Origin of the sequence: Streptomyces sp. NPDC085937 (assembly GCF_044540535.1) — a bacterium.
GTDB lineage: Bacteria > Actinomycetota > Actinomycetes > Streptomycetales > Streptomycetaceae > Streptomyces.
The window spans coordinates 1-22,531 of the sequence record NZ_JBITSH010000003.1; the positions used below are offsets into that span (position 1 = coordinate 1).

Sequence of the window (22,531 nt, forward strand, 5' to 3'; positions counted from 1 at the left end):
ACAGCGGGTCCGGGGGCGGGTTAACCCTGGGGCGGCGGGGGGGGCCCCCCCCGGGGGCCCCCCCCCCCGGGGGGGGGCGGGGGGGGGGGGGGCCCGCGCCGGGCCCGGCCGTCCGCCGTTCCGTCTCCGTCCGCGACCGGCCGGCGAACCTTGGGACGCGACCGCCCGGCGGCCCGACACACCGTCAAAACAACCGCACCCCCTCGACGGCTGACATTGAAAATGATTACCGTTATCGTGTCCAGTGCGACGGCCCGGCCCCTCCCGCAGGGGTCCTGTCGGGCTGCCGCAACATGGCGACCGCGCCTCAGGACACGGCACGAAAAGGGGAGTTGTGGCTCATCTGCTGGTGGTCGAGAGCTGGGTCGGATCGATGAGCAGGCTGCTGCCACGGGCGATACAGGAGGGTGGACACACGTTCACGTTCCTCACCCGCGACCTGCACCACTACCTGCGTACGGCGTCCGAGGGCGCGGCGCACCCGCTGCTCGGGGCCCGCAACGTGATCACGGCGGACACCAACGACCCGGACGCCCTGCTGCCGCTCGTCGCGCGGCTGCACGAGGTGCTCGGGTTCGACGGCGTGCTCACGTCCTGCGACTACTACCTGCCGACGGCGGCGCTCGCGGCCGAGCGGCTCGGACTGCCCGCGCCGGACGCCGCGGCGGTGCGGGACGCCTGCCGCAAGGACACGACGCGGCGCGTGCTGGAGGAGGCCGGGGTGCCCGGTCCTCGGTTCGCGGTGCACGAGGAATGGGCGCGGATCGCCGCGGCGGCGCGGGACATCGGCTACCCGTTGGTCGTCAAGCCCGTCGACCTGTGTGCGGGGATGTACGTGCGACGGGTGGACGACGAGGCCCAACTCGCCGCCGCGGTGGCCGCGCTGGCCGACTTCCCGGTCAACGCGCGCGGTCAGCGGCGGGCTCCGGCGGTGCTGCTGGAGGAGCTGCTGGACGGGCCGGAGGTGAGTGTCGAGACCGTGTCGCACGCGGGCGCGGTCCAGGTGGTGGGGGTGACCGACAAGAGCATCGGCGGCGCGCCCGCGTTCATCGAGACCGGCCACATGTTCCCCGCCGCGCTGACGGCCGCCGAGGCCGACGACGCGGTGCGGACCGCGACGGACGCGCTCAAGGCGCTGGGTCTCACGGAGGGCGTCGTCGCGCACACCGAGATCAAGCTGACCCCGGCGGGAGCGCGCGTGGTAGAGGTCAACCCCCGGCCCGCCGGCAACCGCATCACCGAACTCGTCCGCCGTGTCACCGGTGTCGACCTCGTCGCGGCCTTCGTGGACGTCTCGCTGGGCCGCGCTCCCGATCTGCGGCGCACCGACACGGGACTGCGGTCCGCCGCCGTCGGCTTCCTCGTGCCGGAGTCCACCGGCACGCTCACGGCGCTGGACGGAACCGGACTCCGGTCGCTGCCGGACGTGCTGGAGGTGGAGCTCGCCGAGCCGGGACGGCAGGTGAGGGCGGCGGGCAGCAACAACGAGTACCTCGGGCACGTCATGGTGGGCGACCCGGAGGGGTCCGGCGCCCGGGCCAGGGTCGAGAGCCTGCTCGGCGAGCTGCGGTCCGGGCTGGTGATCCGATGACCACCGTCGATCCGTTGACCACCGCCGGTCCGACGACCGGCGCCGACCCGGCGACCATCGTCCGCCGGGCGACTCCGGCCGAGCGGACGGCCGCGGTCCCTGCGACGATCCCCGGCAGCCTGGCGTCCGCCGGCGCGACGACGTACGAGACGCTCCTGGCGCGGGTCCGCGGCGGAGCGCTCGGGCCGGATCCGGCGGCGCTGCGCATCGCCGTGGCGTTCACGACGCGGCAGGCCGTGCGGCACGACGGGCGGGGCACCGGCTACCGCAACGAGGTGCTCGGGCTGCGTCTCGGCGAGGCCGTCGGCAGTTGCGCGGTGGAACCGGGCACGCTCTCCGACACCGTGGTCGAGGAGTGTGCCGGCGCGGGCGTGGACCGGCTGCTCGCGCATCCGCTGGCCCCGGTGCGCGTGGCCGCCCTGGACGCCTACCTGATGCACGTCACCCCGCACTCACCGGCCCACGGGGCGCTGCCGGTGCCGGTGCCGGCCGGCAGCTCGCTGGAGAAGTCACGGGCCCGGGCGCGTGCGGTCGTCGGGCTGCTCGACCTGCCGCCGGGATCCACGGTGCTCGTGGTCGGCGTGGTCAACTCCCTGCTGGAGGCCCTGCGGAACCGCCACCTGGCGTACGTGCCCTGCGATCTCAAGGGCGGCGTCACCGAATGGGGCGAGCCCGTGGTCACCGACGCGTGCGCCGAGGCGGGCCGCTGTGACGCGCTGCTCGTCTCCGGGATGACCCTGGGCAACGGGACGTTCGAGCCGTTGCGGCGGCACGCGCTGGAGCACGGCAGGCAACTGGTGGCGTTCGCGCAGACGGGCAGTGCCGTGCTGCCCCGCTTCCTGGGCCACGGGGTGAGCGCGGTGTGCGCGGAGCCGTACCCCTTCTTCTGGCTGGACGGCGGTCCGAGCACGCTCCACCACTACCGCGCCGACCGTCGGGGAGGCGTCGGGTGACCGCCACCGTCGCTCCGGCGGCCCCTCCCACCGCCCGTCCGGAACTGCTGACCCTCCTCGGCCGCACCCCCGTCGTCCGTGTCACCACCGGTCTGCCGCACGCGCACCCGGGGTTCTGGGCGAAGCTCGAAGGGCTGTCGGCCGGCGGGATGAAGGCACGGCCCGCCGTGTCGATGCTGCTGGACGCCCGCGAACGCGGCGACCTGCGTCCTGGCGCACCGGTGGTGGAGTCGACGTCCGGCACGCTCGGGCTCGGCCTCGCCTTCGCGGGGCAGGCCCTCGGGCACCCCGTCGTCCTGGTGGGCGACGGCGAACTGGAGCCGTCCATGCGGCAGTTGTTGCGGGCCCACGGGGTGCGGCTGGAGATCGTGGACCGTCCCGTCGCACGGGGCGGCTGGCAGGCGGCCCGGCTGGCCCGGCTCCGGGAGCTGCTGGCCGAGTTGCCGGGAGCGTACTGGCCTGATCAATACAACAACCCTGGCAACAGCGCCGGTTACGCCTCGCTCGCCGCCGAACTGGCCGTGCAGCTCGACCACCTGGACATCCTCGTGTGCAGCGTCGGCACCGGCGGGCACAGCGCGGGGCTGATCGGTCCGTTACGACGTCACTGGCCCGCGCTGCGGCTGATCGGCGTGGACTCCACCGGCTCCACGATCTTCGGGCAGCCCGCCCGGCCGCGGCTGATGCGCGGGCTGGGCAGCAGCATCCACCCGCGCAACGTCGCCTACGACGCGTTCGACGAGGTGCACTGGATCGGCCCGGCGGAAGCCGTGGACAGTTGCCGGCGGCTCGCCTCCGGCAGTTTCGTCACCGGCGGCTGGAGCACCGGCGCCGTCGCCCGGGTCGCCGCCTGGGCGGCCCGCGTCCACCCGGGCGCGGTCGTCGCCACCGTCTTCCCCGACGGCCCGCACCGCTACCTCGGCACCGTCTACGACGACGATTTCACCTCCGCCCACGGCCTCGACCCCGCCACCGCGGCCACCCGCCCCGTGGAGATCCCGCACCCCCGCGCCGCCGAGGCCATCGGCTGGGCGCGCTGCACCCGTGTCACCGACCCCTTGAAGACCGCACCCCCCGCAGGGAGGACCCCGTGAAGGCCGCGACGCGCACCGTGCGGCTCGAACTCACCGAGCCGCTGCGCATATCCCGTGCGACGATGTCCGCCCGCGAGGCCGTGTGGCTGAGCGTCGAACACGACGGCGCCACCGGTCACGGCGAGGCCGTCACCAGCGTCTACTACGGCTTGGACGCCGCGGGCCTGCAGCGGTGGTTCACCGACGCCGCCAGGGACCTGACGCGCTACGCCGATCCGGTGAGCGCCCTGGAGTCGCTGCGCGCCGGTGAGCTGGCCGGCGGGGCCACTCCCCCGGCGGTGCGCGCCGCCGTGGAGTCCGCGCTGCTCGACCTCACCGGGGTTCTCGCGGGTCTGCCGGTGCACCGGCTTCTGGGCTTCCCCCGGGTTCCGGTGGCCGCCACCGCCCGCACCATCGGCATCACCTCGCCGCTCGAGGCGGCGGCGCGGGCGAGGTCGCTGACGGCCCGCGGTTTCGGCATCCTGAAGGTCAAGGCGGGCTGCCCCGACCCGGAGGACGACGTCGAGCGCCTCCGTGTCGTCCGGGACGCCGCGCCCCGCGCCCGGCTGCTCCTCGACCCCAACGGTGCCTGGACCACCCGTCAGGCCGCCTCGCTCCTGCCCCGCTTCGCCGACCTCGGCGTCGAGGCCGTCGAACAGCCCGTCGCCCCCGGCGATCCCGAGGCGCTCGCCGCACTCGCCGAACGCTCGCCGCTGCCCGTCGTCGCCGACGAGGACGCCGTCGGTCCGGAGGACGTACGCCGGCTCGCCGGACGCGTCCACGGGGTGAACGTCAAGCTCGCCAAGTGCGGCGGTGTGCACGCGGCCCTGCGTATCGCCGAAACCGTCGCCGGGAGCGGTACCGAGCTGATGCTGGGGTGTCTGACGGCCAGCAGCCTCGGCATCGCGCCCGCGGTGCATCTGGCCGGGCGGGCCCGCTGGACCGACCTCGACGGGCATCTGCTGCTGGCCCACGACCCGTGGACCGGCATCGGCGGCGAGGACGGGTACGTACGGCCAAGTGGCCTGCCGGGGCTGGGCGTCGCGCCACGAGGCGTGCGCCACCGCGCCGGGGGGCCGGTGGGTGTGTCGTGAGGACCTGGCAGGAGATACGCCGCTTCCCGCTCGCGGTCCAGTTGCTGCTGGTCAACCAGTTCGGTGTGAACACCGGCTTCTACCTGCTGATCCCCTACCTCGCCACCCACCTCACCGAGGACCTCGGCATGTCGGCCGCCCTCGTCGGCATGGTCCTCGGTGTCCGCACCCTCAGCCAGCAGGGCCTGTTCGTCGTGGGCGGGTCCGCCGCCGACCGGCTCGGTGCCCGGGGTGTGATCATCGCCGGCTGCGCGCTGCGCACCGTCGGGTTCGCCCTGTTCGCGCTCGGGGACGGCCTGGCGGTGCTGCTGTCCGCGTCCGTGCTCAGCGGCTTCGCCGGGGCGTTGTTCAACCCCGCCGTGCGCGCCTACCTCGCGCAGGAGGCGGAGGGGCGCAGGGCGGAGGCGTTCGCGTTGTTCAACGTGTTCGCCGCCACGGGTGCGCTGGCCGGGCCGCTGCTGGGCAGCGCGTTGCTGCTGGTGGACTTCCGCACCTCGGCCCTGACCGCCGCAGGAATCTTCGCCGTCCTCACCGTCGCCCAGGTCATGGTGCTGCCCGCCCGCACGACCGGGCCGCGTGCCGGGACGGTGTCGGCGGACTGGCGGGAGGTCCTCGGCAACCGGGCGTTCCTCGCCTTCGCGCTCGCCATGGTCGGCATGTTCACCCTGGAGAGCCAGTTGTATCTGCTGCTGCCCGACGGCGCGCGGCGGGCCACCGGCTGGGACGGCTCCGCCGGGCTCGTCCTCCTCGTGGGCACCGTCGCCCACCTGTCCCTGCAGCTGCGGGTCACCCGCGCCTTGAAGCGGCGGGGGCACCGGGGGCTCTGGGTCGTCGCGGGCCTCGCCCTGATGGCGCTTGCGTTCCTGCCGCCGGCCCTGGCCTCGGGCGCCTCCGGGGGGCCGGACGGTGTCGTGGACGGGGCGCTGCGTGTGCTGCCCGTGCTGACGGGGGCGCTGCTGCTGAGCCTCGGGGTGATGGTGGCACAGCCGTTCGTGATGGAGCTGATTCCCGACTTCGGCCGCGCGGGGCTGACGGGCACGTACTTCGGGGTCTTCTACGTCGTCTCGGGTGTGGCGGCGGCCGTGGGCAACACCGTCGTCGGCTGGGCCATGGACACGGCCGGGCACAGCGGCGCGGCATGGCTGCCGTGGGCGTGCTGTGCGCTGTTCGGGCTGGCGTCGGCCCTGGCGGTGGCCAGGCTGCGCCGGACAGGGGCGCTGCCCGCGTCGCCTAAGTCCGCCGTGCCTGCGACGGCTTGAGGGAGGAGAGACCGGCATGACTGTTCCGTCCGACGGGCGTAGCCGCAACCTGCTCACGGACCGTCCCGAGCTGTACGAGGCCCGCTTCCCCGATCCCGGCCGGCTGGCCGGGCGGTGGGCGGAGGACTGCCTGCGACGGCACGACGCGGGGCCGCGCGTGCTGGACGTGGGCTGCGGCACCGGGCGCGACGCCGCCCACCTGCACGGTGCGGGACGCCGGGTGACCGCGGCGGACCTGTCCGAGCGGATGCTCGCCCACGCCCGCCTCCATCACCCGGGGCCCCGTTACGTGCGCGCCGATCTGCACGGATTCGACCTCGGACGGGCCGCGTTCGACGCCGTCGTGTGCCTTGACAGCGCTCTGCTGTACTGCCACACCAACGAGCAGCTCGACCGCTTCCTGTCCTCCTGCCGACGGGCGCTGGACCGCGGCGGCCTGTTGGTGGCGGAGATGCGCAACGGCGCCTACTTCCTCGGGCGTTCGGACCTGCTCGGCTCCCCCGCCGTCGCCGCGTTCGACTGGCGGGGCACCGTCCACCGGTCCGTCACCACGCTCACCGTGGACCGGACGGCCCAGCTCCTGCGCCGGGTCCGCGTGTGGCACGCGGACGACGGCGCCGAGCCCGTCGAGGAGCGTACGGCGTGGCGGCTTCTGTTCCCGCAGGAGCTGCGCCACCTCCTGGCCTTCCACGGCTTCGAGGTCCTGGAACTGCACGACGGACCGGGCCCGCGCACCGAACCGCCCTGGCGCGAGGGGCTGCTCCCCGGCCGCACCGCCGACGCCGACCGGCTGCACGTCGTGGCCCGCCTGACCCAGCCCTGACATCTGCCTCCGCGTCCGTCTCCGGGCACCACCGACCATCGACCACACACCCGCAAGGACATCCCCATGCACGAAGGAACAACTCTCCCGTTGCCCCAGGACCGCTTCGCGGGCCTGCGACGACGCGGCTTCCTCGCCGCCACCGGCGCCGCCTCCCTCGGCGCGCTCTCCCTGGCCGGCTGCGGCGGCCCCGGAGACGACAGTGACCCCGAGCCGGGCGGCAGGCCGAAGCGCGGCGGCCGGCTGCGCGCCGCGTTCGCGGGCGGCGGCGCCAGTGAGACGCTCGACCCGCACCGGGCCAACCTGTTCGCCGACGCGGCCCGCGCCAAGGCGCTCTTCGACAAACTCGCCGACTACGGCCCCGATCTGTCCGCCCGGCCGCGCCTCGCGGAGCGGTGGGAGCCCAACACGACCCTGGATCGCTGGCAGGTCACCCTGCGGGAGGCGACCTTCCACGACGGCAGACCGGTCACCGCCGAGGACGTCCTCCACAGTTACCGTCGTATCGCGGATCCCGGGGAGTCCTTCCGGGCCCGGGCCTCCCTGGAACCCGTCGACCTGGACGCGAGCCGTGCCACGGGCCGGCGGACCGTCGAGTTCGTCCTCAAGCGGCCCACCGCCGAATTCCCCAACGTCCTGGCCGCGTTCGGCGCGTACGTCGTGCCCGCGCACGCGTCCGACTTCGACCGGAACCCGGTCGGCTCCGGCCCCTTCCGCTTCGTGTCGTTCACCCCGGGCCGCTCGGCCGTCTTCCGCCGCTACGACGACCACTGGGACGGCGCCCCGTACCTGGACGAGGTCGAGTTCGTCGTCGCCAACGACGAGTCGGCCCGTGTCAACGCCCTGCTCGGCGGACAGGTCGAGTACGCCCACGAGCTCGCCCCGACGACCGCCCGCGCCCACGAGGACCAGGGCCGGATCAGGATCGTGCGGCTGCGGAACAGCGCCATGCAGGCGTTCTGCATGAAGACCGACCGGCCGCCCTTCGACGACGTACGGGTACGCCGGGCGTTCTTCCTGATCGCCGACCGGCGGGAACTCGTCGACGCCGCGCTGTCCGGTGCCGGCGAGACGGGCAACGACCTGTTCGGCAAGGGCTACGAGTACTACGCCGACGGTCTGCCGCAGCGCGAACAGGACCTGGACAAGGCCAGGTTCCTGCTCGAGCAGGCGGGTGCCGCGGACCTGCGGGTCACCCTCGACACCTCTGCCGTCGCCGCCGGTTTCACCGAGGCCGCGAGTGTCTTCCGCGACCAGGCGAAGCGGGCGGGAGTCACGGTCGACGTGCGGATGGGCGGCAAGGACACGTACTGGAGCGACGTCCTCGACCGCGGCACCCTCTGCTGCTACCGCTCCGGCGCCATGCCGATCGAGTCCCACTTCTCGCAGCGCCTGCTCACCGACTCCACCACCAACGCCACCCGGTGGCGGCACCGGGACTTCGACGCGCTGTACCGGCAGGCGCAGTCCACCCGCGACCGGCGGGAACGCGGCGCCGTCTACGAGCGGATGCAGCGCCGTCTGTACTCCGAGGGCGGGTTCCTCGTCTGGGGGTTCGCCGACTGGATCATCGGAACCGCGCGCACGGTGCGGGGGGTCGCGACGGACGCGCCGGCCAACACCCTCGACTGGGCGCGCTTCGACACGGTGTGGCTCGCGTGAGCGGACTGCGCTCCTTCGTCGCCCGGCGGCTGCTCCTCGGTGTGCTGCAGATCGTGGCCGTGGTGCTGCTGGTCTTCGCACTCACCGAGGCGCTGCCGGGCGACGCCGCCGTCGCCCTCGCCGGTGACCAGCCGGACCCGGCCCGCATCGAGGCGATCCGCACGGCCATGGAGCTGGACCGGCCCGCGTGGGAGCGGCTGGCGGACTGGACGGTGGGCCTGCTCCACGGGGACTTCGGCACCTCCCTGACCTCGGGGCGTCCGGTCGGCCGGTACCTCGCCGACGGCTTCGGTCCCACCCTGCTGCTGGCCGCGCTCACCGTGGTGCTGCTGGTGCCGGCCGGGCTGGGTCTGGGGGTGCTCGCCGCCCGGTACGAGGGCCGCGCGGTCGACCGGCTGATCAGCTCGGTGACGCTCGCGGTGTACGCGGTGCCCGAGTTCGCCCTGGGGGTGCTGCTGATCACGGTGTTCGCGCTGCGGCTGGGCTGGCTGCCGCCGACCGCGGTCGGCCACGGCACGGACCTGCTCGGCCGGCCGGAAGTGCTCGTCCTGCCCGTCGTCGTACTGCTCGCCCGGCCCGTGTGCTCCCTGGTCCGGCTGGTGCGCGCCGGCATGATCGACGCGCTGGCCTCCCCGTACGTGGCGCAGGCCCTCCGGTACGGCGTCCCGGGCGTCCGCGTGCGCTTCCTGCACGCGCTGCCGCACGCGCTGGTGCCCGCGGTCCAGCAGTTGGCCCGGACGATCGACTGGCTGCTGTGCGGGGTCGTGGTCGTGGAGACGCTGTTCGTGATCCCGGGGCTCGGCACCGTTCTCCTCGGCGCCGTGGGTGAGCGCGACATTCCTGTCGTGCAAGGGCTGGCGGTGGTGTTCGGTGTGGTGACCGTCGTGCTGAACCTGGGGGCCGACCTGGTGGCGCACCGGCTCGCCCCGCGTGCGGGGGTGGCGGCGTGAACAGTGTTCGACATGCGCGGACGGGCCGCTTCGCGCTGGGGGCCGCGATCGTCACCGTGCCGGTGGTGCTCGCCCTGCTGGGGCCCGTCCTCGCGGGCGAACCCGGCCCGCGGGCCGCGTCGTTCGCCGAGGGCGGCGGGCACCTGTTCGGCACCGACTTCGTCGGCCGTGACGTCGGGTACCAGGTGCTGCACGGCGGGCGGCCGGTCGTGCTGACCGCGCTCGCCGCCTCCGCCCTGGCCTACCTCGTGGCACTGCCGATCGGCCTGGCCGGCGCGCTCACCCGCCGGCGGTGGCTGGAGGAACTGCTGATGCGGCCGCTGGACGTCCTGCTCGCCGTGCCGTCACTGCTGATGATCCTGCTGGTCGCCACCGTGTTCTCGCCCGGAGCCGTGGGGCTCGCGCTGCTGGTCGCGGTCGTCAACGTGCCGGACGCGGCCCGGCTGGTACGGGCGACGGCGACGGAGATCGCGGCACGCCCGGCGGTGGAGGCCCTGCGGATGCAGGGGGAGACGTGGTGGCGCGTCGCCGTCGGCCATGTCGGCCGTTCCATGGTGCGCACGTTGGCCGCCGACGCCGGTACCCGGCTCACGGGTGTGCTGTACCTGGTAGCCACGGCGGCGTTCCTCGGCGTCGGAGCGGCGCCCGACGCCGCCGACTGGGCCGTCATGGTCGACCGGAACCGGACCGGGCTGTTCGTGCAGCCCTGGGCCGTGGTCGTGCCCGCGCTGTTGATCGTCGCCCTCACCACGGGGACCAACCTGCTGTTCGACGCGGCACTGGACAAGGGCGAGCGGGGGTACGGCCGCGCGTCGGTGCCCGAGTCGGGGTCCGCGTCGGTGTCCATGTCGGTGTCCGTGTCGGAGACGGCCGGTCGCATTCCGGAAGGTCGCACAGGGAAGGAGACGCGTCCGTGAAGCACGACAGCGACGTCGACGAGGGGCCCGTGGCCGAGGTGAGTGGCCTGCGCGTGGAGATCGGCGGCAGGGCGATCGTCGACGGGGTCTCCTTCAGGGTGCTGCCCGGCAAGATCACTGCGCTGGTGGGTGCCTCCGGCAGCGGCAAGACGACGACGGGACTGGCCCTGCTCGGCTCGTACCCGCACGGCGCCCGGGTCACCGGCGAGGTGCGGGTGGCCGCCGGGGAGCGGGTCGGCCACATCCCCCAGCATCCGGCGACCGTGCTCGCGCCGGCCCGGCGTATCGACGCCCTGCTCACCGACATCGCCCGGCCACGGGTGCGCCATCTGCCGCGCGGGCGGCGCCGGGCGGCGGCCCGCACGCTGGTGGTGCGGGCACTCGCCGACGCGCAGATCCCGGACGCGGAGCATCTGTTGCGCCGGTACCCGCATCAGTTGTCCGGTGGTCAGCAGCAACGTGCCGTGCTCGCCCAGGCCCTGCTGCTCGGCTCGCGGATCGTCGTCGCCGACGAACCCACGACGGGGCAGGACAGCCTGACCAAGGGCCGTGTCGTCGAGCAGCTCGCGGCCGTCGCGGCCCGCGGCATCGCCGTGGTGCTGCTCAGCCACGACCTGGAGGTCGTCCGGGCGCTCGCCGACGAGGTGGTGGTCATGCGGGCGGGCAAGATCGTCGAGTCGGGCCCCTCCCCGCGCGTGTGGGCGGCTCCACGCCATGCGTGGACACGTGAACTGCTGCGGTCGGGCAAGGAGTTGCCCTCCTTCGAGGACGCGTTGCGCGTCGGGCCTCCCGCACTGAGCGTGCGCGGGCTGACGGCGCGGCATCGCGGCGCGCGGTCCGCCGCCTCCACCACCGTCGTGCTGCGTGTGCCCGAGCTCGATCTGGGGGCCGGGGAGTGTCTGGCCGTGGTCGGCAGGTCCGGGAGCGGAAAGACCACCCTTGCCCGCTGTCTCGCCGGTCTGCACCGCGGCCACGACGGCGAGGTCCTGCTCGACGGCACGCCGCTCCCCCGCAGCCTGCGCGACCGCCACCGCGCCCAACTCGCCGCCGTGCAGTACGTGTTCCAGGACGCGCAGGCCTCCTTCGACGAGCACCGGTCCGTGCTGCACCAGGTGGCCCGCAGCGCGGTACGTCTGCGCGGGGCCGACGCGGAGACGGCGCGGCGGGAGGCCCTGGCCACCACGGCCCGCCTCGGTCTGCCGGAAGACCTGGTCCGTCGCCGGCCGGGCGGTCTCTCCGGTGGCGAACTCCAGCGTGCCGCCCTGGCCCGTGCCCTGCTGGCCCGCCCCCGCGTGCTGCTGTGCGACGAGATCACCTCCGGCCTCGACATGGTCACCCGCCGGGACATCCTGCGGACCCTGACGGAACTGGTCCGGGAGCGCGCCGACATGAGCGTGGTCCTGATCACCCACGACCTGGAGACAGCGGCCCTCGCGCATCGCCTCGCCGTCCTGGACGCGGGAGAGGTCGTCGAACAGGGCCCGGCGCAGGCGGTCCTGAGCGCTCCCCGGCATCCGTTCACCAGGTCACTGGTCGGCTCGCTGGAACGGCCGGCCGCGCGCACAGGTCCCTGAGACGCGGGCGTCCGGATCAGCCGTCCGTCACGGGACGCCGATCATCCGCCACAGGACGCCGGTCGTCCAGCGAAGGACGCCGATCGTCCGGAGCGGGACGCCGTCCGTCCGGAGCGGTGAGCGGTGCGTCCAGCACCGGGTGGAGCAGCGGGCGTTTGGGGCCACGGCCGTCGCCGGAGGACCGGCCCCTCAGCCGGCGGAGCAGCCACGGTCCGAGGAAGCCCGCGGCCCACCGCAGTTCGGTACCGGCGGCGCGCAGGCCTGTGGGCAGGGTCTGCGGCGGAAGGGGGTGGGTCCAGGCGTCGTCGCTGCCCGGCAGGGACAGGGCCTGGGCAAGAGCGGCGGCGATGCGCCGGTGGCCCAGCGGACTCGCGTGGAGCCGGTCGTGACTCCACAGCCGGGGGTCGCCCGCCACCGGGTGGAGCGCCGTCTCGGCGACGACCACCCCGTGCCGGCGGGCGGTGTCGCGGATGCCCTCGTTGAGGGCCGTGACCCGGGGGATCAGGGGACGCGCGATCGGGCAGACGCGGGAGAGGTCGGGGATGGTGATCGTGGCGACCCGGGCACCCTGTGCCGTGAGGGCGCCGAACATCGCGTCCAGGTGGGTGCAGACCTCGTCGGCGTCGAAGCGGGGCCGCAACAGGTCGTTGACTCCGGCGACGACGGTCGCGAGGTCGGGCCGCAGCGCGAGGGCGGGGGCGAGCTGCTCGGCGTGGATCTGCGCGGCGAGGCGGCCCCGTACGGCCAGGTTGGCGTACTGGAGGGCGGGCTCGCGGCGGGCGAGGTGCTCGGCGAGACGGTCGGCGAAGCCGCGCAGGCCGCCGATGTCGTCGCCGTCGCCGACACCCTCGGTCTGGCTGTCGCCGAGGGCGACGTAGCGGAGGTAGGGGGTGTCAGTGCTGGGCACGGCTGTGCCGCCTTCCTTCGAGTACGGCGACGGTCCGCAGGCACCAGTCGCGGTTCTCCTGTTCGAACGCCACGCCGCGGAGGCAGGTCAGGTAGGGGCCGATCCGTTCGCCGTGGCGGAGGAAGTCCTCCTCGTCGCGTTCGCCGCGCAGGCGCCGCAGGAGCGCTTCGAACAGCTCGATCCGGGCGCGGGCGATCTCGGCGCGTTCCGTGAGCTGCTCGACGAGGACGGCGGTGTCGACCCGGTCCGCCGCCTGCACCTTGACCATGAGGTCGTCCCGGACGAAGGCGGGCTTGGCGGAGGCCGCCGTGAAGGTTTCCAGCTCCGCGAGGCCGGCGTCGGTCACATGGAACAGCCGCTTGTTGGGCCGGCTCTCCTGGACCACCTCCCGGCCCTCGACGAGGCCCTGCTGCTCCAGCCGGGTCAGCTCGGCGTAGAGCTGCTGGGGCTGTGCGTACCAGAAGTTGGCCACGCCCACGTCGAAGGCCTTGGCCAGCTGGTAGCCGCTGAGCTCGCCGTCGAGCAGCGCCGCCAGCACCGCGTGTTTGAGTGCCATGTGATCCCCTCCTGTCCGCCTCTGTCGCGTCGCGGGCCCCCCATGATAGTCATGAATCTGACTACTCACATCCATGACTATCAAGGTGGTGTGGCCCGTGAACACCGCGGACCGTTTCCGTGCAGCCGTCGACAGCCGGGACCTGGCGGCCCTGGAGGACCTGTTCACCGACGACATCCGCCTCTACAGCCCGGTGAAGTTCACGCCGTTCGAAGGCAAGCCGATGGTGACGGGCCTCTTCGGGGTGCTGCTGCGCACCTTCGCGGACTTCCGCTACGTCGGCCATCACACCGGCACCGCGCAGACCAGCGCGGACGGGGCGACGCTGCCGTCCGCGGTGCTGCTCTTCCGCGCCACGGTGGGCGGCAAGGAGATCCATGGCATCGACCTGCTGCATTTCGACGAGGACGGCCGGATCAAGGAGTTCACCGTGATGGTGAGGCCCAGGTCCGCCGTGGAGGCGCTCGGTCAGGCCGTGCTGGAGGGATTGGTGGCGGACGGTCTGGTCCCGTCACCGTAGGCCACCGGCCGGCTCCGTAGGCCTCCGGTCGGCACCGTGGACCACCGGCCGGCACCGTGGGCGACCGGCCGGGCACACGGTGCGTCCGCCGCCGTTCCCCGCGCTCCGACCCTCCCCGCGGAGTAACCTGCGGACGTGGAGCTGCAGTTCGAGACACGTCATTCCGACTCGCCGTGGGTCGACAGCGTGTGGACGTGCACCAGCGAGCGGGTCACCACCATGACGTCCGTCGCCGGCGTGCGGCTGGGTCTGGTGTTCTGGCAGCAGGACGGGCGGTCGTACACGACGGTCACGGGCCCCGAGACCCGTACGGGTACGGCGCCCGTGCCCGAGGGGGCCACGTTCACCGGGATCGAGTTCGCCGTGGGCAGCACGCTGCGCATGGTGCCGACCGCGGAGCTGGTCGACGGCGGTGTCGTGCTCCCCGACACGTCGCACCGGACGTTCCGGCTGGACGGCGCCCGCTGGGAGACGCCCGGGCCCGACGACGCCGAGGCGCTGGTCGAGCGGATGGTGCGGGCCGGGGTGCTGGCCCGCGATCCGTTCGTCACGGACGTGCTCCGCGGCCGTCGGCCCGCCGTCTCGCAGCGGACCGTCGAGCGGCGTTTCCGCGCCGCGACGGGACTCACCCAGGGCGCCGTACGGCAGATCGAGCGGGCGCGCACGGCGGCTCAGCTGCTGGCGGCCGGCCATCCGGCGACCGACGTCGCCGTCAAGCTCGACTACTTCGACGAGCCGCATCTGGCCCGGGCCCTGCGGACGTATGTCGGGCGTACCGCAGGGCAGTTGCGTGAGGGCGCGGGCGGCGCGATCGGCCTCGACGTCGATCAGCGCCTGACGTCGTAGATCATCTTGATGATGCCGTTGGAGTACGCCTGCGACTCCCGCAGTGCGAGCATCTGCTTGTCCCGGTCGGCGCGGCCGAACAGGCTCTTGCCGGCGCCGAGCAGCACGGGGAAGACCAGCAGGTTGTACTGGTCGATCAGGCCCGCCTCCGACAGCCGCCGGGCCAGTTCCGCGCTGCCGTGGATGAAGATCGCGCCGCCGTCGCCCTCCTTGAGCGCGGCGACGTCCTCGGCCGAGCGCAGGACGCTGGTCGGCCCCCACCCGTCGACCAGGCCGTCCTCGGCCAGCGTCGTCGAGACCACGTACTTCGGCAGGTCGCGGTAGGCGGCGTGGTCCTCCGAGCCGGGCCAGACGGCCCCGAACGCCTCGTAGCTGCGGCGGCCGAACATCAGCGCCGTCGTGTCGGCCAGTTCCTCGCCCTTCAGCGACCAGGCCTCCTCGACGAAGTCGAGGTCCAACACCCAGCCGCCGCTGCGGTGCTCCTCCCCCGGCCCTCTGCCGGGCGAGTCCACCACGCCGTCCAGCGACATGAATCCCGTGTACACCAGTTTCCGCACGATGCGCCTCCTCGGTCCCCCTGTGCTTCGAGCGTTCACGCTAGAGGGAGGCGGGGGCGGCCGTCTTGGACGAAAACGACAGCGGCGGCGGGCAGCGGCCTCGTCACGCGGGTCAGCGGCGGCCGGGTGAGGCGTGGGGCTGGAGGAGCTGGTCGACGGGGGCGTGGTCGTCGGTGAGGACGGGGGCGTCGCCGGTCCATGAGGTGAGTGCGGCGCCCGTGGCGATCTTCCAGCCCGTGCGGCGGGTGTCGAGCGCCCGCTGGACCGCACGCAGGTCGACGGCACGGTCGGAGGCGATGACCACGACGTTGCCGCCCACGGGCGCCTCGGAGCGGGCGAGGCCGATGTCGGTGGGTTCGCCGAGCAGTGCGACGTACTGGAACACCTCGCCGGCCGTGGCCAGTTCGGCCTTCACGAAGGACATGTCGCCGTGGTCGATGAGGTTGGCGACGTACAGGCCGTCCGTGGCAAGGACGCGCCGCACCTCCGTCAGCGCCTCCACGGTGGTCAGGTGCCACGGCACGGCGACACCTCCGAAGGCGTCGCCGACGACGAGGTCGAGACGGCCGGTGTCCAGCCGCTTCAGCCCCAGCCTGCCGTCCTCGGTGCGCACGTCGATGCCGGTCCCCGGCGCGAGGCCGAATCGTTCGCGGTCGATGCGGACGACCCCGCCGTCGATCTCGGAGACCACGCTGCGCGTGCCCGGGCGGGTGGCCGCGAGGTAGCGGGGCACGGTCAGCCCGCCGCCGCCCAGATGGTGGGCGGTGATCGGCCGGTCCCCTGGGTACGCGGCGTCGGCCACCGACGCGACGGCCTTGACGTACGTGAACTCCAGGTGGGCCGGGTCGTCGACGTCGACGTAGGAGTGCCGCACGCCGTCCAGGACGAGCGTGTGGCCGCCGTCCCGGGCGGGGTCGGCGACGACCCGCGCGCAGTGGTACCGGGTCTCGACGTCACAGCCGCCCGGCGCGACGGAAGCCGCCAGACCCCCCGCGCCCAGGGCGAGCACCAGGGCGACGGGGGCGCCTTTCCCGCCGCGTGTCCGCCGGCCGACCGGCACCGAGGCGATCACCAGCAGCGCGCCGAGGCCGATCAGGATGCCGCTGACCGGCAGTCTCGACAGGAGGACGAAGCCGGTCAGGACGGTACCGACGATCGACCCCACGGTGCCGATGCCGGACAGCCGGCCGACCACCGTGCCGGTCTCGGCGAGGCTGGTCAGGCGCACCTTGGTCACCAGGGGTGTCACCGCGGACAGCAGCGCGCCCGGCACCAGGACGGCCAGCGCCGCGACGAGGATCAGCAGCGCCGGCGCCCGTTCCGCCGTGCCGCGGAGCACGGCCGGAGTGAGGGCCACGACCACGCCGGAGATGCCGAGTGCGGGTCCGAGGAGCCGCAGCGGATCGACCCGGTCGGCGATGCGCCCGCCCAGCCAGGAGCCGAGCGCGATCGCCGTGAGGGCGATGCCGATCACCAGGGTGCTGGTCTCGAGCGTGAGGCCGAGGTACGGGGCGAGCAGGCGCAGGGCGACGATCTCGACGACCAGCACCGCGGCCGAGGCCCCGAAGACCAGGACGGCGGCGGCCCTGGGGCCGAGGCCGGGACGGCTGGGCGCCTTTTCGGCGACGGGTGAGGAAGACAATCCGGTCACAGGCGGCATCCTTCCACGCGGACGTGCACGGCATGCCGTGCACGTCCACCGTGACCGGACGTCGGACCCTATCGGCTCGGGTCCACGCGATCCCGCCGACTCGCGCCCCTGCGAAGGGATTCGTGGGATTGCAGTACCGGAAAAAGCAGGAGCGCCCGAGCACCCGCCTGCCTCATCATGACCCTATGGAGGCGCGCTTCCTCGGTATCGCCGAGTTGACCGATGTCCCGGACGTGGCCGTCGTGGTGGACGTCATGCGCGCCTGCACGGTGGCCGCCTGGGCCTTCGCCCGGGGCGCCGAACGGATCGTCCTGGCCGAGTCCCTGGAGGACGCGCTGGACCTCAAGGCGCGTCACCCCGCATGGGTCGCACTCAAGGACGGCCCGCCCGCGCCCGGCTTCGACCTGGTCAACTCCCCCGCCCTGCTGCGGTCCGCCGACCTCGACGGGCGCACCGTCGTGCAGAAGACGACGGCGGGCACCGTCGGCGCCCTCGCGGTCAAGGACGCCTCGCTGGTGCTCTGCGCCGGCTTCGTCGTCGCGGAGGCCACTGCCCGGGTGCTGCGTGAACGGAGGTCCGGGAGCGTCACGTTCGTCGTCACGGGCGAGGACGGGCGCGCCGAGGAGGACCTGGCGTGCGCCGAGTACATCGCCGCGCGCGCCGGCGGGTCCGGGACGGACGCCGCGGAGTTCCTGCGCCGTGCCGGTGCGTCGCGTGCCGCCGCCGAACTGACGCGGGGGGTGCGGCGGGGGTCCAGCCCGGAGGACGTCACGCTCTGCCTGGAACTCGACCGGTTCCCGTTCGCCATGGCCGCCGCGGTGGAGGACTCGCTCATGGTGCTGCGCCGGTGCGCCGTTCCCTGAACATCCGGCGCGACCGCGGGGATTGACTCGACAGGCCGCCGCAGGGATTCGACGGACAGGTCACCGGCGCCCCGCCGGACAGGTCACCACCCACCCCCCGGACAGGTCACCGTCAGACCTATTGACAACGATGTCAGCACCGTGATCTAGTCCGCTTCCGTCCCGCCGGGTGAGCAACGAGCCCACTCACCCCGTCCCTTGACGATCGCCTCCCGTGCCGCACCACGGGGCAGGCGAGGAACAGGAGACCGCTTCCATGCACAGACCCCTCCGTCGATGGCGCCGTCGCGCCTCGACCGTCCTCGCCGCACTCGTCGTCACCGGCGCCGGCCTCGCCCCCGTACCGGCCTTCGCCCAGTCCCCCTCGGCGGAGCGGCCCTCCTCGGCCGCCCGGTCCGCTCCGGCCGGTGAGCGCCTCACCTCACTCGTCAACCCGTTCATCGGCACCCAGAACTTCGGCAACACCTTTCCCGGGGCGAGCGCGCCGTTCGGGATGGTCCAGGTGAGCCCGGACACCGGCGGCCAGGGCGGCTACGACTACCAGCAGGACAAGATCCACGGGTTCAGCCAGACCCACCTGTCCGGCGTCGGCTGCTCCGTGATGGGCGAGTTGCCCCTCATGCCGACCACCGGGGCCGTCGACACCGTCGATCCGGACGCCTACCGCTCGGCCTACACGCACGACGACGAGGAGGCCGAACCCGGGTACTACCGCGTAGGGCTGACGACGTACGGCATCGACGCCGAGCTGACGGCCACCCCGCGCACGGGCTGGCAGCGCTACACCTTCCCCGCCACCGACCGCGCCAACGTCCTGTTCAACACGGGCAAGGCCAACCAGCGGGTGTACACCTCGGAGGTGCACGTCGTCGGTGACCGGACGGTCGAGGGCCGGGTCGAGGCGGGCAACTTCTGCGCGGGCAAGGACCGCCACACCGTGTACTTCACGGCCACCTTCGACCGGCCGTTCGCCTCGCACGGCACCTGGCGGGGCGACACCCGCAGCCCCGGTGAGCGCGACGCGTCCGGTGAGGGCGGAAACGGCGCCTGGGTGACCTTCGACGCCGAGGACGACCATGACGTCGTCGTCAAGGTGGGCCTCTCGTACACGGGCGTCGAGGGAGCCCGGAAGAACCTGAAGGCGGAGACGGACGACTCCTACGACTTCGACGCCACGCGGGCCGCGTTGCGCGACGCGTGGGAGCGCCGGCTCGCCGCGGTGACGGTCGGCGGAGGGTCGGCCGAGCGGCGCCGCGCGTTCTACACGGCCCTGTACCACGCCCAGTTGCACCCGAACCTGGCCGGGGACGTCGACGGCCGGTACGCGGGCTTCGACGGCGAGGTGCACGCCGCGTCCGGGTTCACGCCGTACCAGAACCTGTCGTTGTGGGACACGCACCGTCCGCAGAACCAGCTGCTGCAGCTGCTGGAGCCGCAGGTCGCCCGCGACGTCGCGCTGTCGGTCGTCGCGATCGGCCGGGACGGCGGCTGGCTGCCGCGCTGGTCGCTCGCCAACAGCGAGACCAACATCATGACCGGCGACCCCGTGACCCCCTTCCTCGTCGAGGCCTGGTCGAAGGGCCTCCTCAAGGGTTACGAGAAGGAGGCGTACGCGCTGCTGCGGAAGAACGCCCTGGAGACGCCGCCGGACGACTCCCCCTACAACGGCCGCGCGGGGATCGCCGCGTACCTGGAGCGCGGCTACGTGCCCAGCGGGCTGGAGCTGGGGAAGGACTGCCCCGACAAGGGGGGTGACAACGACTGCGTCCATCCCGCGTCCGCGACCCTGGAGTACGCGGCGGCGGACGCGTCCCTCGCCCTGATGGCCAAGGGCCTCGGTCACGGCGCCGACGCCCGCCTGTTCGCGGCGCGCGGCCAGTGGTACCGCAACCTGTGGGACTCCTCCATCCAGCAGTTCCGGCCCCGCACCACCGAGGGCACCTGGATGACGCCGTACGACCCGGTCGAGGCGGGGCACCAGTTCCATGAGGGCGGCGCCTACCAGTACCAGTGGCTGGTCCCGCAGGACCCGGCCGGCCTGGTGGCGCTGATGGGCGGCAAGCGGAAGACGGAGCAGCGGCTCGACGCCTTCTTCGCCTACGACAAACTGCTGAAGGACCCCGCCGGGACCGCCCGCGACGAGTGGATCTCGGCGCCGTACGACTACTACGGCAAGCCGACCTACAACCCGAACAACGAGCCCGACCTGCACGCCCCGTACATGTATCTGTGGGCCGGTGCTCCGGCCAAGACCGCCACCGTGGTCCGCGCCGCGACGACCCTCTTCACCGACGGCCCCGACGGCATGACCGGCAACGACGACCTGGGCACGATGTCCGCCTGGTACGTCTTCTCGTCCCTGGGCCTGTACCCGACGACGAACGGCGGCGACTTCCTCGCCGTGTCCAGCCCGCAGTTCCCCTCGGCGGTCATCCGCATCGGCGCCTACGGGAACCGGCAGGGCGGCACCCTGACCGTGAAGGCGCCGGGCACCAGTGACAGCCGGCGGTACGTGCAGCGGGCGGAGTTCGGAGGCAGGGACCTGCGCGCCACCTGGCTGGACTGGGACGCCGTCGCCAAGGGCGGACACCTCTCCTTCCTGATGGGCGACAGGCCGTCGGCGTGGGGCACGGGCAAGGGCGCCGAGCCGCCGTCCGTGAACCGCGCGGCCGCCGACTCCCGGCGCCACCTCGACGCCTCGCTCCGTACCGCGGCCGACGTGGTGCCGACGTCCGACAGCGCCCAGGACGTGCGGCTGCACCTGGACGTACTGGGGCAGGCCCCCGGCACGCTTCGCGCGTCGGTCCGCGCCGAGGTGCCCGACGGGTGGGCGGTGAGGACCTCCGGCCCGCTCACCCTGGCGTCGCAGCGGCTCCCGGTGCAGCGGACCGCGACGGTGGACGTGCGCGTCCCCGCCGGGACCGCGCCGGGCACGTACACCGTGCGGATCACGGCGGCCGCGAGCGGTGTGAAGGGCGTGGAACGGGTCGCCACCGTCGAGGTGCGCGAGGCCGCGCGCTGTGCCGGGGACGGCGGTGAGCAGTGCGCCGTCGACCTGGGCAGGGAGCGCAACCACGACGGGACCGCGACCGTCGCGGCCTCCGGCGAGGGGGACTTCGACGGTTCGGGGTGGAGCTTCGACGGTGACCTGCTGCCCGCGGCGGGACCCGTCGTGTGGGACGGCGTGACCTACGACGCCCCCGATCCGTCCGGTTCGGCCGCGAACTTCGTCGAGGCCCGCGGTCAGGCGATGCTCCTGCCGGCGGGGTCGTACGGCACCCTGCGTCTGGTCGGCGCGGCTCACCACGGCCCGGTGACCACCGGCCTCACCGTCCGCTACACCGACGGCACCACCGCGGAGCTGCCGGTCACCGTGGGCGACTGGGCGGGGTCCGCGCCGGCGGGCACCTCCGTCGCGCTGGAGATGCCGCACCGCATCAAGCGGGGGCAGGGCGTGGACGGCCCGCCGGTGCGTCTGTTCGCCGACTCGGTGGCCCTCGACGCGACGAAGACGGTCCGCTCGCTCGGTCTGCGGAACGATCCGCGGGTGCAGATCTACGCCGTCACGCTCGGCTAGGGCGCCGGGCAGGGCGGGGGGGGGGGGGGGGGGGGGGGGGGGGGGGGCGCCCGCCCCCCCCCCCCCCCCCCCCCCCCGGCCTTCATGACACGTGGGTCCGCGCTGACGCGTTCCGCCGGTCACGCACGGTAGCGTGCCCGGTGCAGACGAGACCGGAGCCGCGTGGATCCCAGGGGACCCGTGGACCCCAGTGGATCGAGGTGGCCGCCGATGGGTGACGAAAGTGTCCTGCACCCCAGCCTGATCGTCCCGGTCGGGCACGTCGAACCCGTACCGCGCCGCGTGCGCGGCCTCGTGGACGGGCACGTCGTCTTCGACACCCGCCGCGCCCGGTACGTGTGGGAGTGGCCGGGATACCCGCAGTACAGCATCCCGCCGGAGGACCTGGTCGAGGGCACGCTGATCGACGACGGCCGGACCGGGAAGCTCGGCGCGGGGCCCGCCCGACGCCATTCCCTGCGGGTACGGGACGCGGTCCGCGAGGGCGCCGCCTGGATCTGGCAGGACGGCGCGCCGGAGGCCGTCGTCGGCACCGTCCGCTTCCGGTGGGACGCGCTGGACCGGTGGCTGGAGGAGGACGAACCGGTCTTCGTCCACCCACGGAGCCCCTACACCCGGGTGGACGCGCTGCGTTCGTCCGGTGCGGTGCGCGTGGAGCTGGACGGCGTGGTCCTCGCGGACGCCCCGCACTGCGTGAAGCTGTTCGAGACCGGCCTGCCGACCCGGTACTACCTCGACCCGGCGCACATCAACTGGCCGCTGCTGCGCCACACCGACAACGTCACCCAGTGCCCCTACAAGGGGACGACGAGCGGTTACTGGTCCTTCGACAGCGAGGCCGGCACCCACGAGAACATCCTCTGGGCGTACGACTTCCCCACCGTCCAGTCGTCGGGCATCGCGGGACTGGCGGCGTTCTACAACGAGTACGTCGACCTGTACGTGGACGGCGTCCTCCTGCCCCGCCCGACCGGCACCCCCGGCGTACCCCCCAGGTAACCGTCGCGACGGGCCTGAGCGGCCGGCGCGGACGAGCCCACCGGAAGACCCCCGGGCCCGCGCGGAAAACCGGTGGAGCGGCGTCTCCGTCCGTGGCTACAGTGCTCCGCGTCCGAACCGCCGAGCCAAGGACAGCCGTTGTACACCGTGTGAGACCTC

Annotated in this window: 19 protein-coding genes; 15 read left to right on the forward strand and 4 right to left on the reverse strand. The window is 73.5% G+C overall.

What is annotated here, in order from left to right; all coding sequences use genetic code 11:
• Positions 1–334: 334 nt before the first annotated feature.
• The 10 genes from ACIF8S_RS07055 to ACIF8S_RS07100 all read left to right on the forward strand — a co-directional run bounded on the left by ACIF8S_RS07055 (position 335) and on the right by ACIF8S_RS07100 (position 11,896).
• A complete protein-coding gene (locus tag ACIF8S_RS07055) occupies positions 335–1,591 on the forward strand; it encodes an ATP-grasp domain-containing protein (protein ID WP_399997810.1) in 1,257 nt (418 codons plus the stop codon).
• Positions 1,588–2,544, forward strand: a complete 957-nt coding sequence (locus ACIF8S_RS07060) for a hypothetical protein (RefSeq protein ID WP_399997812.1) — start codon at positions 1,588–1,590, stop codon at positions 2,542–2,544. Before ACIF8S_RS07055 ends, ACIF8S_RS07060 begins: the two co-directional genes overlap by 4 nt.
• Positions 2,541–3,638 carry a PLP-dependent cysteine synthase family protein gene (locus ACIF8S_RS07065; RefSeq protein ID WP_399997813.1) on the forward strand — a complete coding sequence of 366 codons (1,098 nt, stop codon included), beginning with the start codon at positions 2,541–2,543 and terminating at the stop codon, positions 3,636–3,638. The genes ACIF8S_RS07060 and ACIF8S_RS07065 overlap by 4 nt, the downstream gene beginning before the upstream one ends.
• Entirely contained in the window at positions 3,635–4,711 is a 1,077-nt protein-coding gene (locus tag ACIF8S_RS07070) for a dipeptide epimerase (protein ID WP_399997814.1), read from the forward strand. The genes ACIF8S_RS07065 and ACIF8S_RS07070 overlap by 4 nt, the downstream gene beginning before the upstream one ends.
• Positions 4,708–5,970: an MFS transporter gene (locus tag ACIF8S_RS07075; protein WP_399997815.1), complete on the forward strand. Its 1,263-nt coding sequence runs from the start codon at positions 4,708–4,710 to the stop codon at positions 5,968–5,970. The genes ACIF8S_RS07070 and ACIF8S_RS07075 overlap by 4 nt, the downstream gene beginning before the upstream one ends.
• Before the next feature lie 16 nt (positions 5,971–5,986).
• Positions 5,987–6,793, forward strand: coding sequence for a class I SAM-dependent methyltransferase (locus tag ACIF8S_RS07080; protein ID WP_399997816.1), 807 nt, complete (start codon positions 5,987–5,989; stop codon positions 6,791–6,793).
• A gap of 66 nt (positions 6,794–6,859) precedes the next feature.
• On the forward strand, positions 6,860–8,455 hold the full coding sequence (locus tag ACIF8S_RS07085) for an ABC transporter substrate-binding protein (protein ID WP_399997817.1): 1,596 nt from the start codon (positions 6,860–6,862) through the stop codon (positions 8,453–8,455).
• Complete coding sequence (locus ACIF8S_RS07090; protein WP_399997818.1) at positions 8,452–9,405, forward strand: ABC transporter permease; 954 nt, start codon at positions 8,452–8,454, stop codon at positions 9,403–9,405. The genes ACIF8S_RS07085 and ACIF8S_RS07090 overlap by 4 nt, the downstream gene beginning before the upstream one ends.
• Positions 9,402–10,322, forward strand: coding sequence for an ABC transporter permease (locus ACIF8S_RS07095; RefSeq protein WP_399997820.1), 921 nt, complete (start codon positions 9,402–9,404; stop codon positions 10,320–10,322). The genes ACIF8S_RS07090 and ACIF8S_RS07095 overlap by 4 nt, the downstream gene beginning before the upstream one ends.
• The gene (locus ACIF8S_RS07100) at positions 10,319–11,896 is read left to right on the forward strand and encodes an ABC transporter ATP-binding protein (protein ID WP_399997822.1); all 1,578 of its coding nucleotides are present in this window, start codon (positions 10,319–10,321) and stop codon (positions 11,894–11,896) included. The genes ACIF8S_RS07095 and ACIF8S_RS07100 overlap by 4 nt, the downstream gene beginning before the upstream one ends.
• 16 nt (positions 11,897–11,912) lie before the next feature.
• Here ACIF8S_RS07100 and ACIF8S_RS07105 read toward each other — a convergent pair whose 3' ends face one another.
• Together ACIF8S_RS07105 and ACIF8S_RS07110 are read right to left on the reverse strand one after the other, a co-directional pair.
• Positions 11,913–12,803: an SGNH/GDSL hydrolase family protein gene (locus tag ACIF8S_RS07105; protein ID WP_399997824.1), complete on the reverse strand. Its 891-nt coding sequence runs from the start codon at positions 12,801–12,803 to the stop codon at positions 11,913–11,915.
• Positions 12,790–13,359 carry a PadR family transcriptional regulator gene (locus tag ACIF8S_RS07110; protein WP_399997826.1) on the reverse strand — a complete coding sequence of 190 codons (570 nt, stop codon included), beginning with the start codon at positions 13,357–13,359 and terminating at the stop codon, positions 12,790–12,792. Before ACIF8S_RS07110 ends, ACIF8S_RS07105 begins: the two co-directional genes overlap by 14 nt.
• Before the next feature lie 73 nt (positions 13,360–13,432).
• Between ACIF8S_RS07110 and ACIF8S_RS07115 the strand changes: the two genes are divergently transcribed.
• Together ACIF8S_RS07115 and ACIF8S_RS07120 are read left to right on the forward strand one after the other, a co-directional pair.
• A complete protein-coding gene (locus ACIF8S_RS07115) occupies positions 13,433–13,879 on the forward strand; it encodes a nuclear transport factor 2 family protein (RefSeq protein ID WP_399997827.1) in 447 nt (148 codons plus the stop codon).
• 135 nt (positions 13,880–14,014) lie between these two features.
• Positions 14,015–14,725 (forward strand): helix-turn-helix domain-containing protein, encoded by a 711-nt coding sequence (locus ACIF8S_RS07120; RefSeq protein ID WP_399997829.1) that lies wholly within the window; start codon positions 14,015–14,017, stop codon positions 14,723–14,725.
• Here the strand turns inward: ACIF8S_RS07120 and ACIF8S_RS07125 are convergent.
• Together ACIF8S_RS07125 and ACIF8S_RS07130 are read right to left on the reverse strand one after the other, a co-directional pair.
• The gene (locus ACIF8S_RS07125; protein WP_399997830.1) at positions 14,707–15,282 is read right to left on the reverse strand and encodes a dihydrofolate reductase family protein; all 576 of its coding nucleotides are present in this window, start codon (positions 15,280–15,282) and stop codon (positions 14,707–14,709) included. The genes ACIF8S_RS07120 and ACIF8S_RS07125 overlap by 19 nt on opposite strands.
• 112 nt (positions 15,283–15,394) lie before the next feature.
• On the reverse strand, positions 15,395–16,933 hold the full coding sequence (locus ACIF8S_RS07130) for a fused MFS/spermidine synthase (protein ID WP_399997832.1): 1,539 nt from the start codon (positions 16,931–16,933) through the stop codon (positions 15,395–15,397).
• A gap of 185 nt (positions 16,934–17,118) precedes the next feature.
• Between ACIF8S_RS07130 and ACIF8S_RS07135 the strand changes: the two genes are divergently transcribed.
• The 3 genes from ACIF8S_RS07135 to ACIF8S_RS07145 all read left to right on the forward strand — a co-directional run bounded on the left by ACIF8S_RS07135 (position 17,119) and on the right by ACIF8S_RS07145 (position 22,372).
• Complete coding sequence (locus ACIF8S_RS07135) at positions 17,119–17,796, forward strand: 2-phosphosulfolactate phosphatase (protein ID WP_399997833.1); 678 nt, start codon at positions 17,119–17,121, stop codon at positions 17,794–17,796.
• Positions 17,797–18,052: 256 nt separating this feature from the next.
• Positions 18,053–21,373, forward strand: coding sequence for a GH92 family glycosyl hydrolase (locus ACIF8S_RS07140; RefSeq protein WP_399997834.1), 3,321 nt, complete (start codon positions 18,053–18,055; stop codon positions 21,371–21,373).
• 210 nt (positions 21,374–21,583) lie between these two features.
• Entirely contained in the window at positions 21,584–22,372 is a 789-nt protein-coding gene (locus ACIF8S_RS07145) for a DUF427 domain-containing protein (RefSeq protein WP_399997835.1), read from the forward strand.
• The last annotated feature ends 159 nt before the right edge of the window (positions 22,373–22,531 follow it).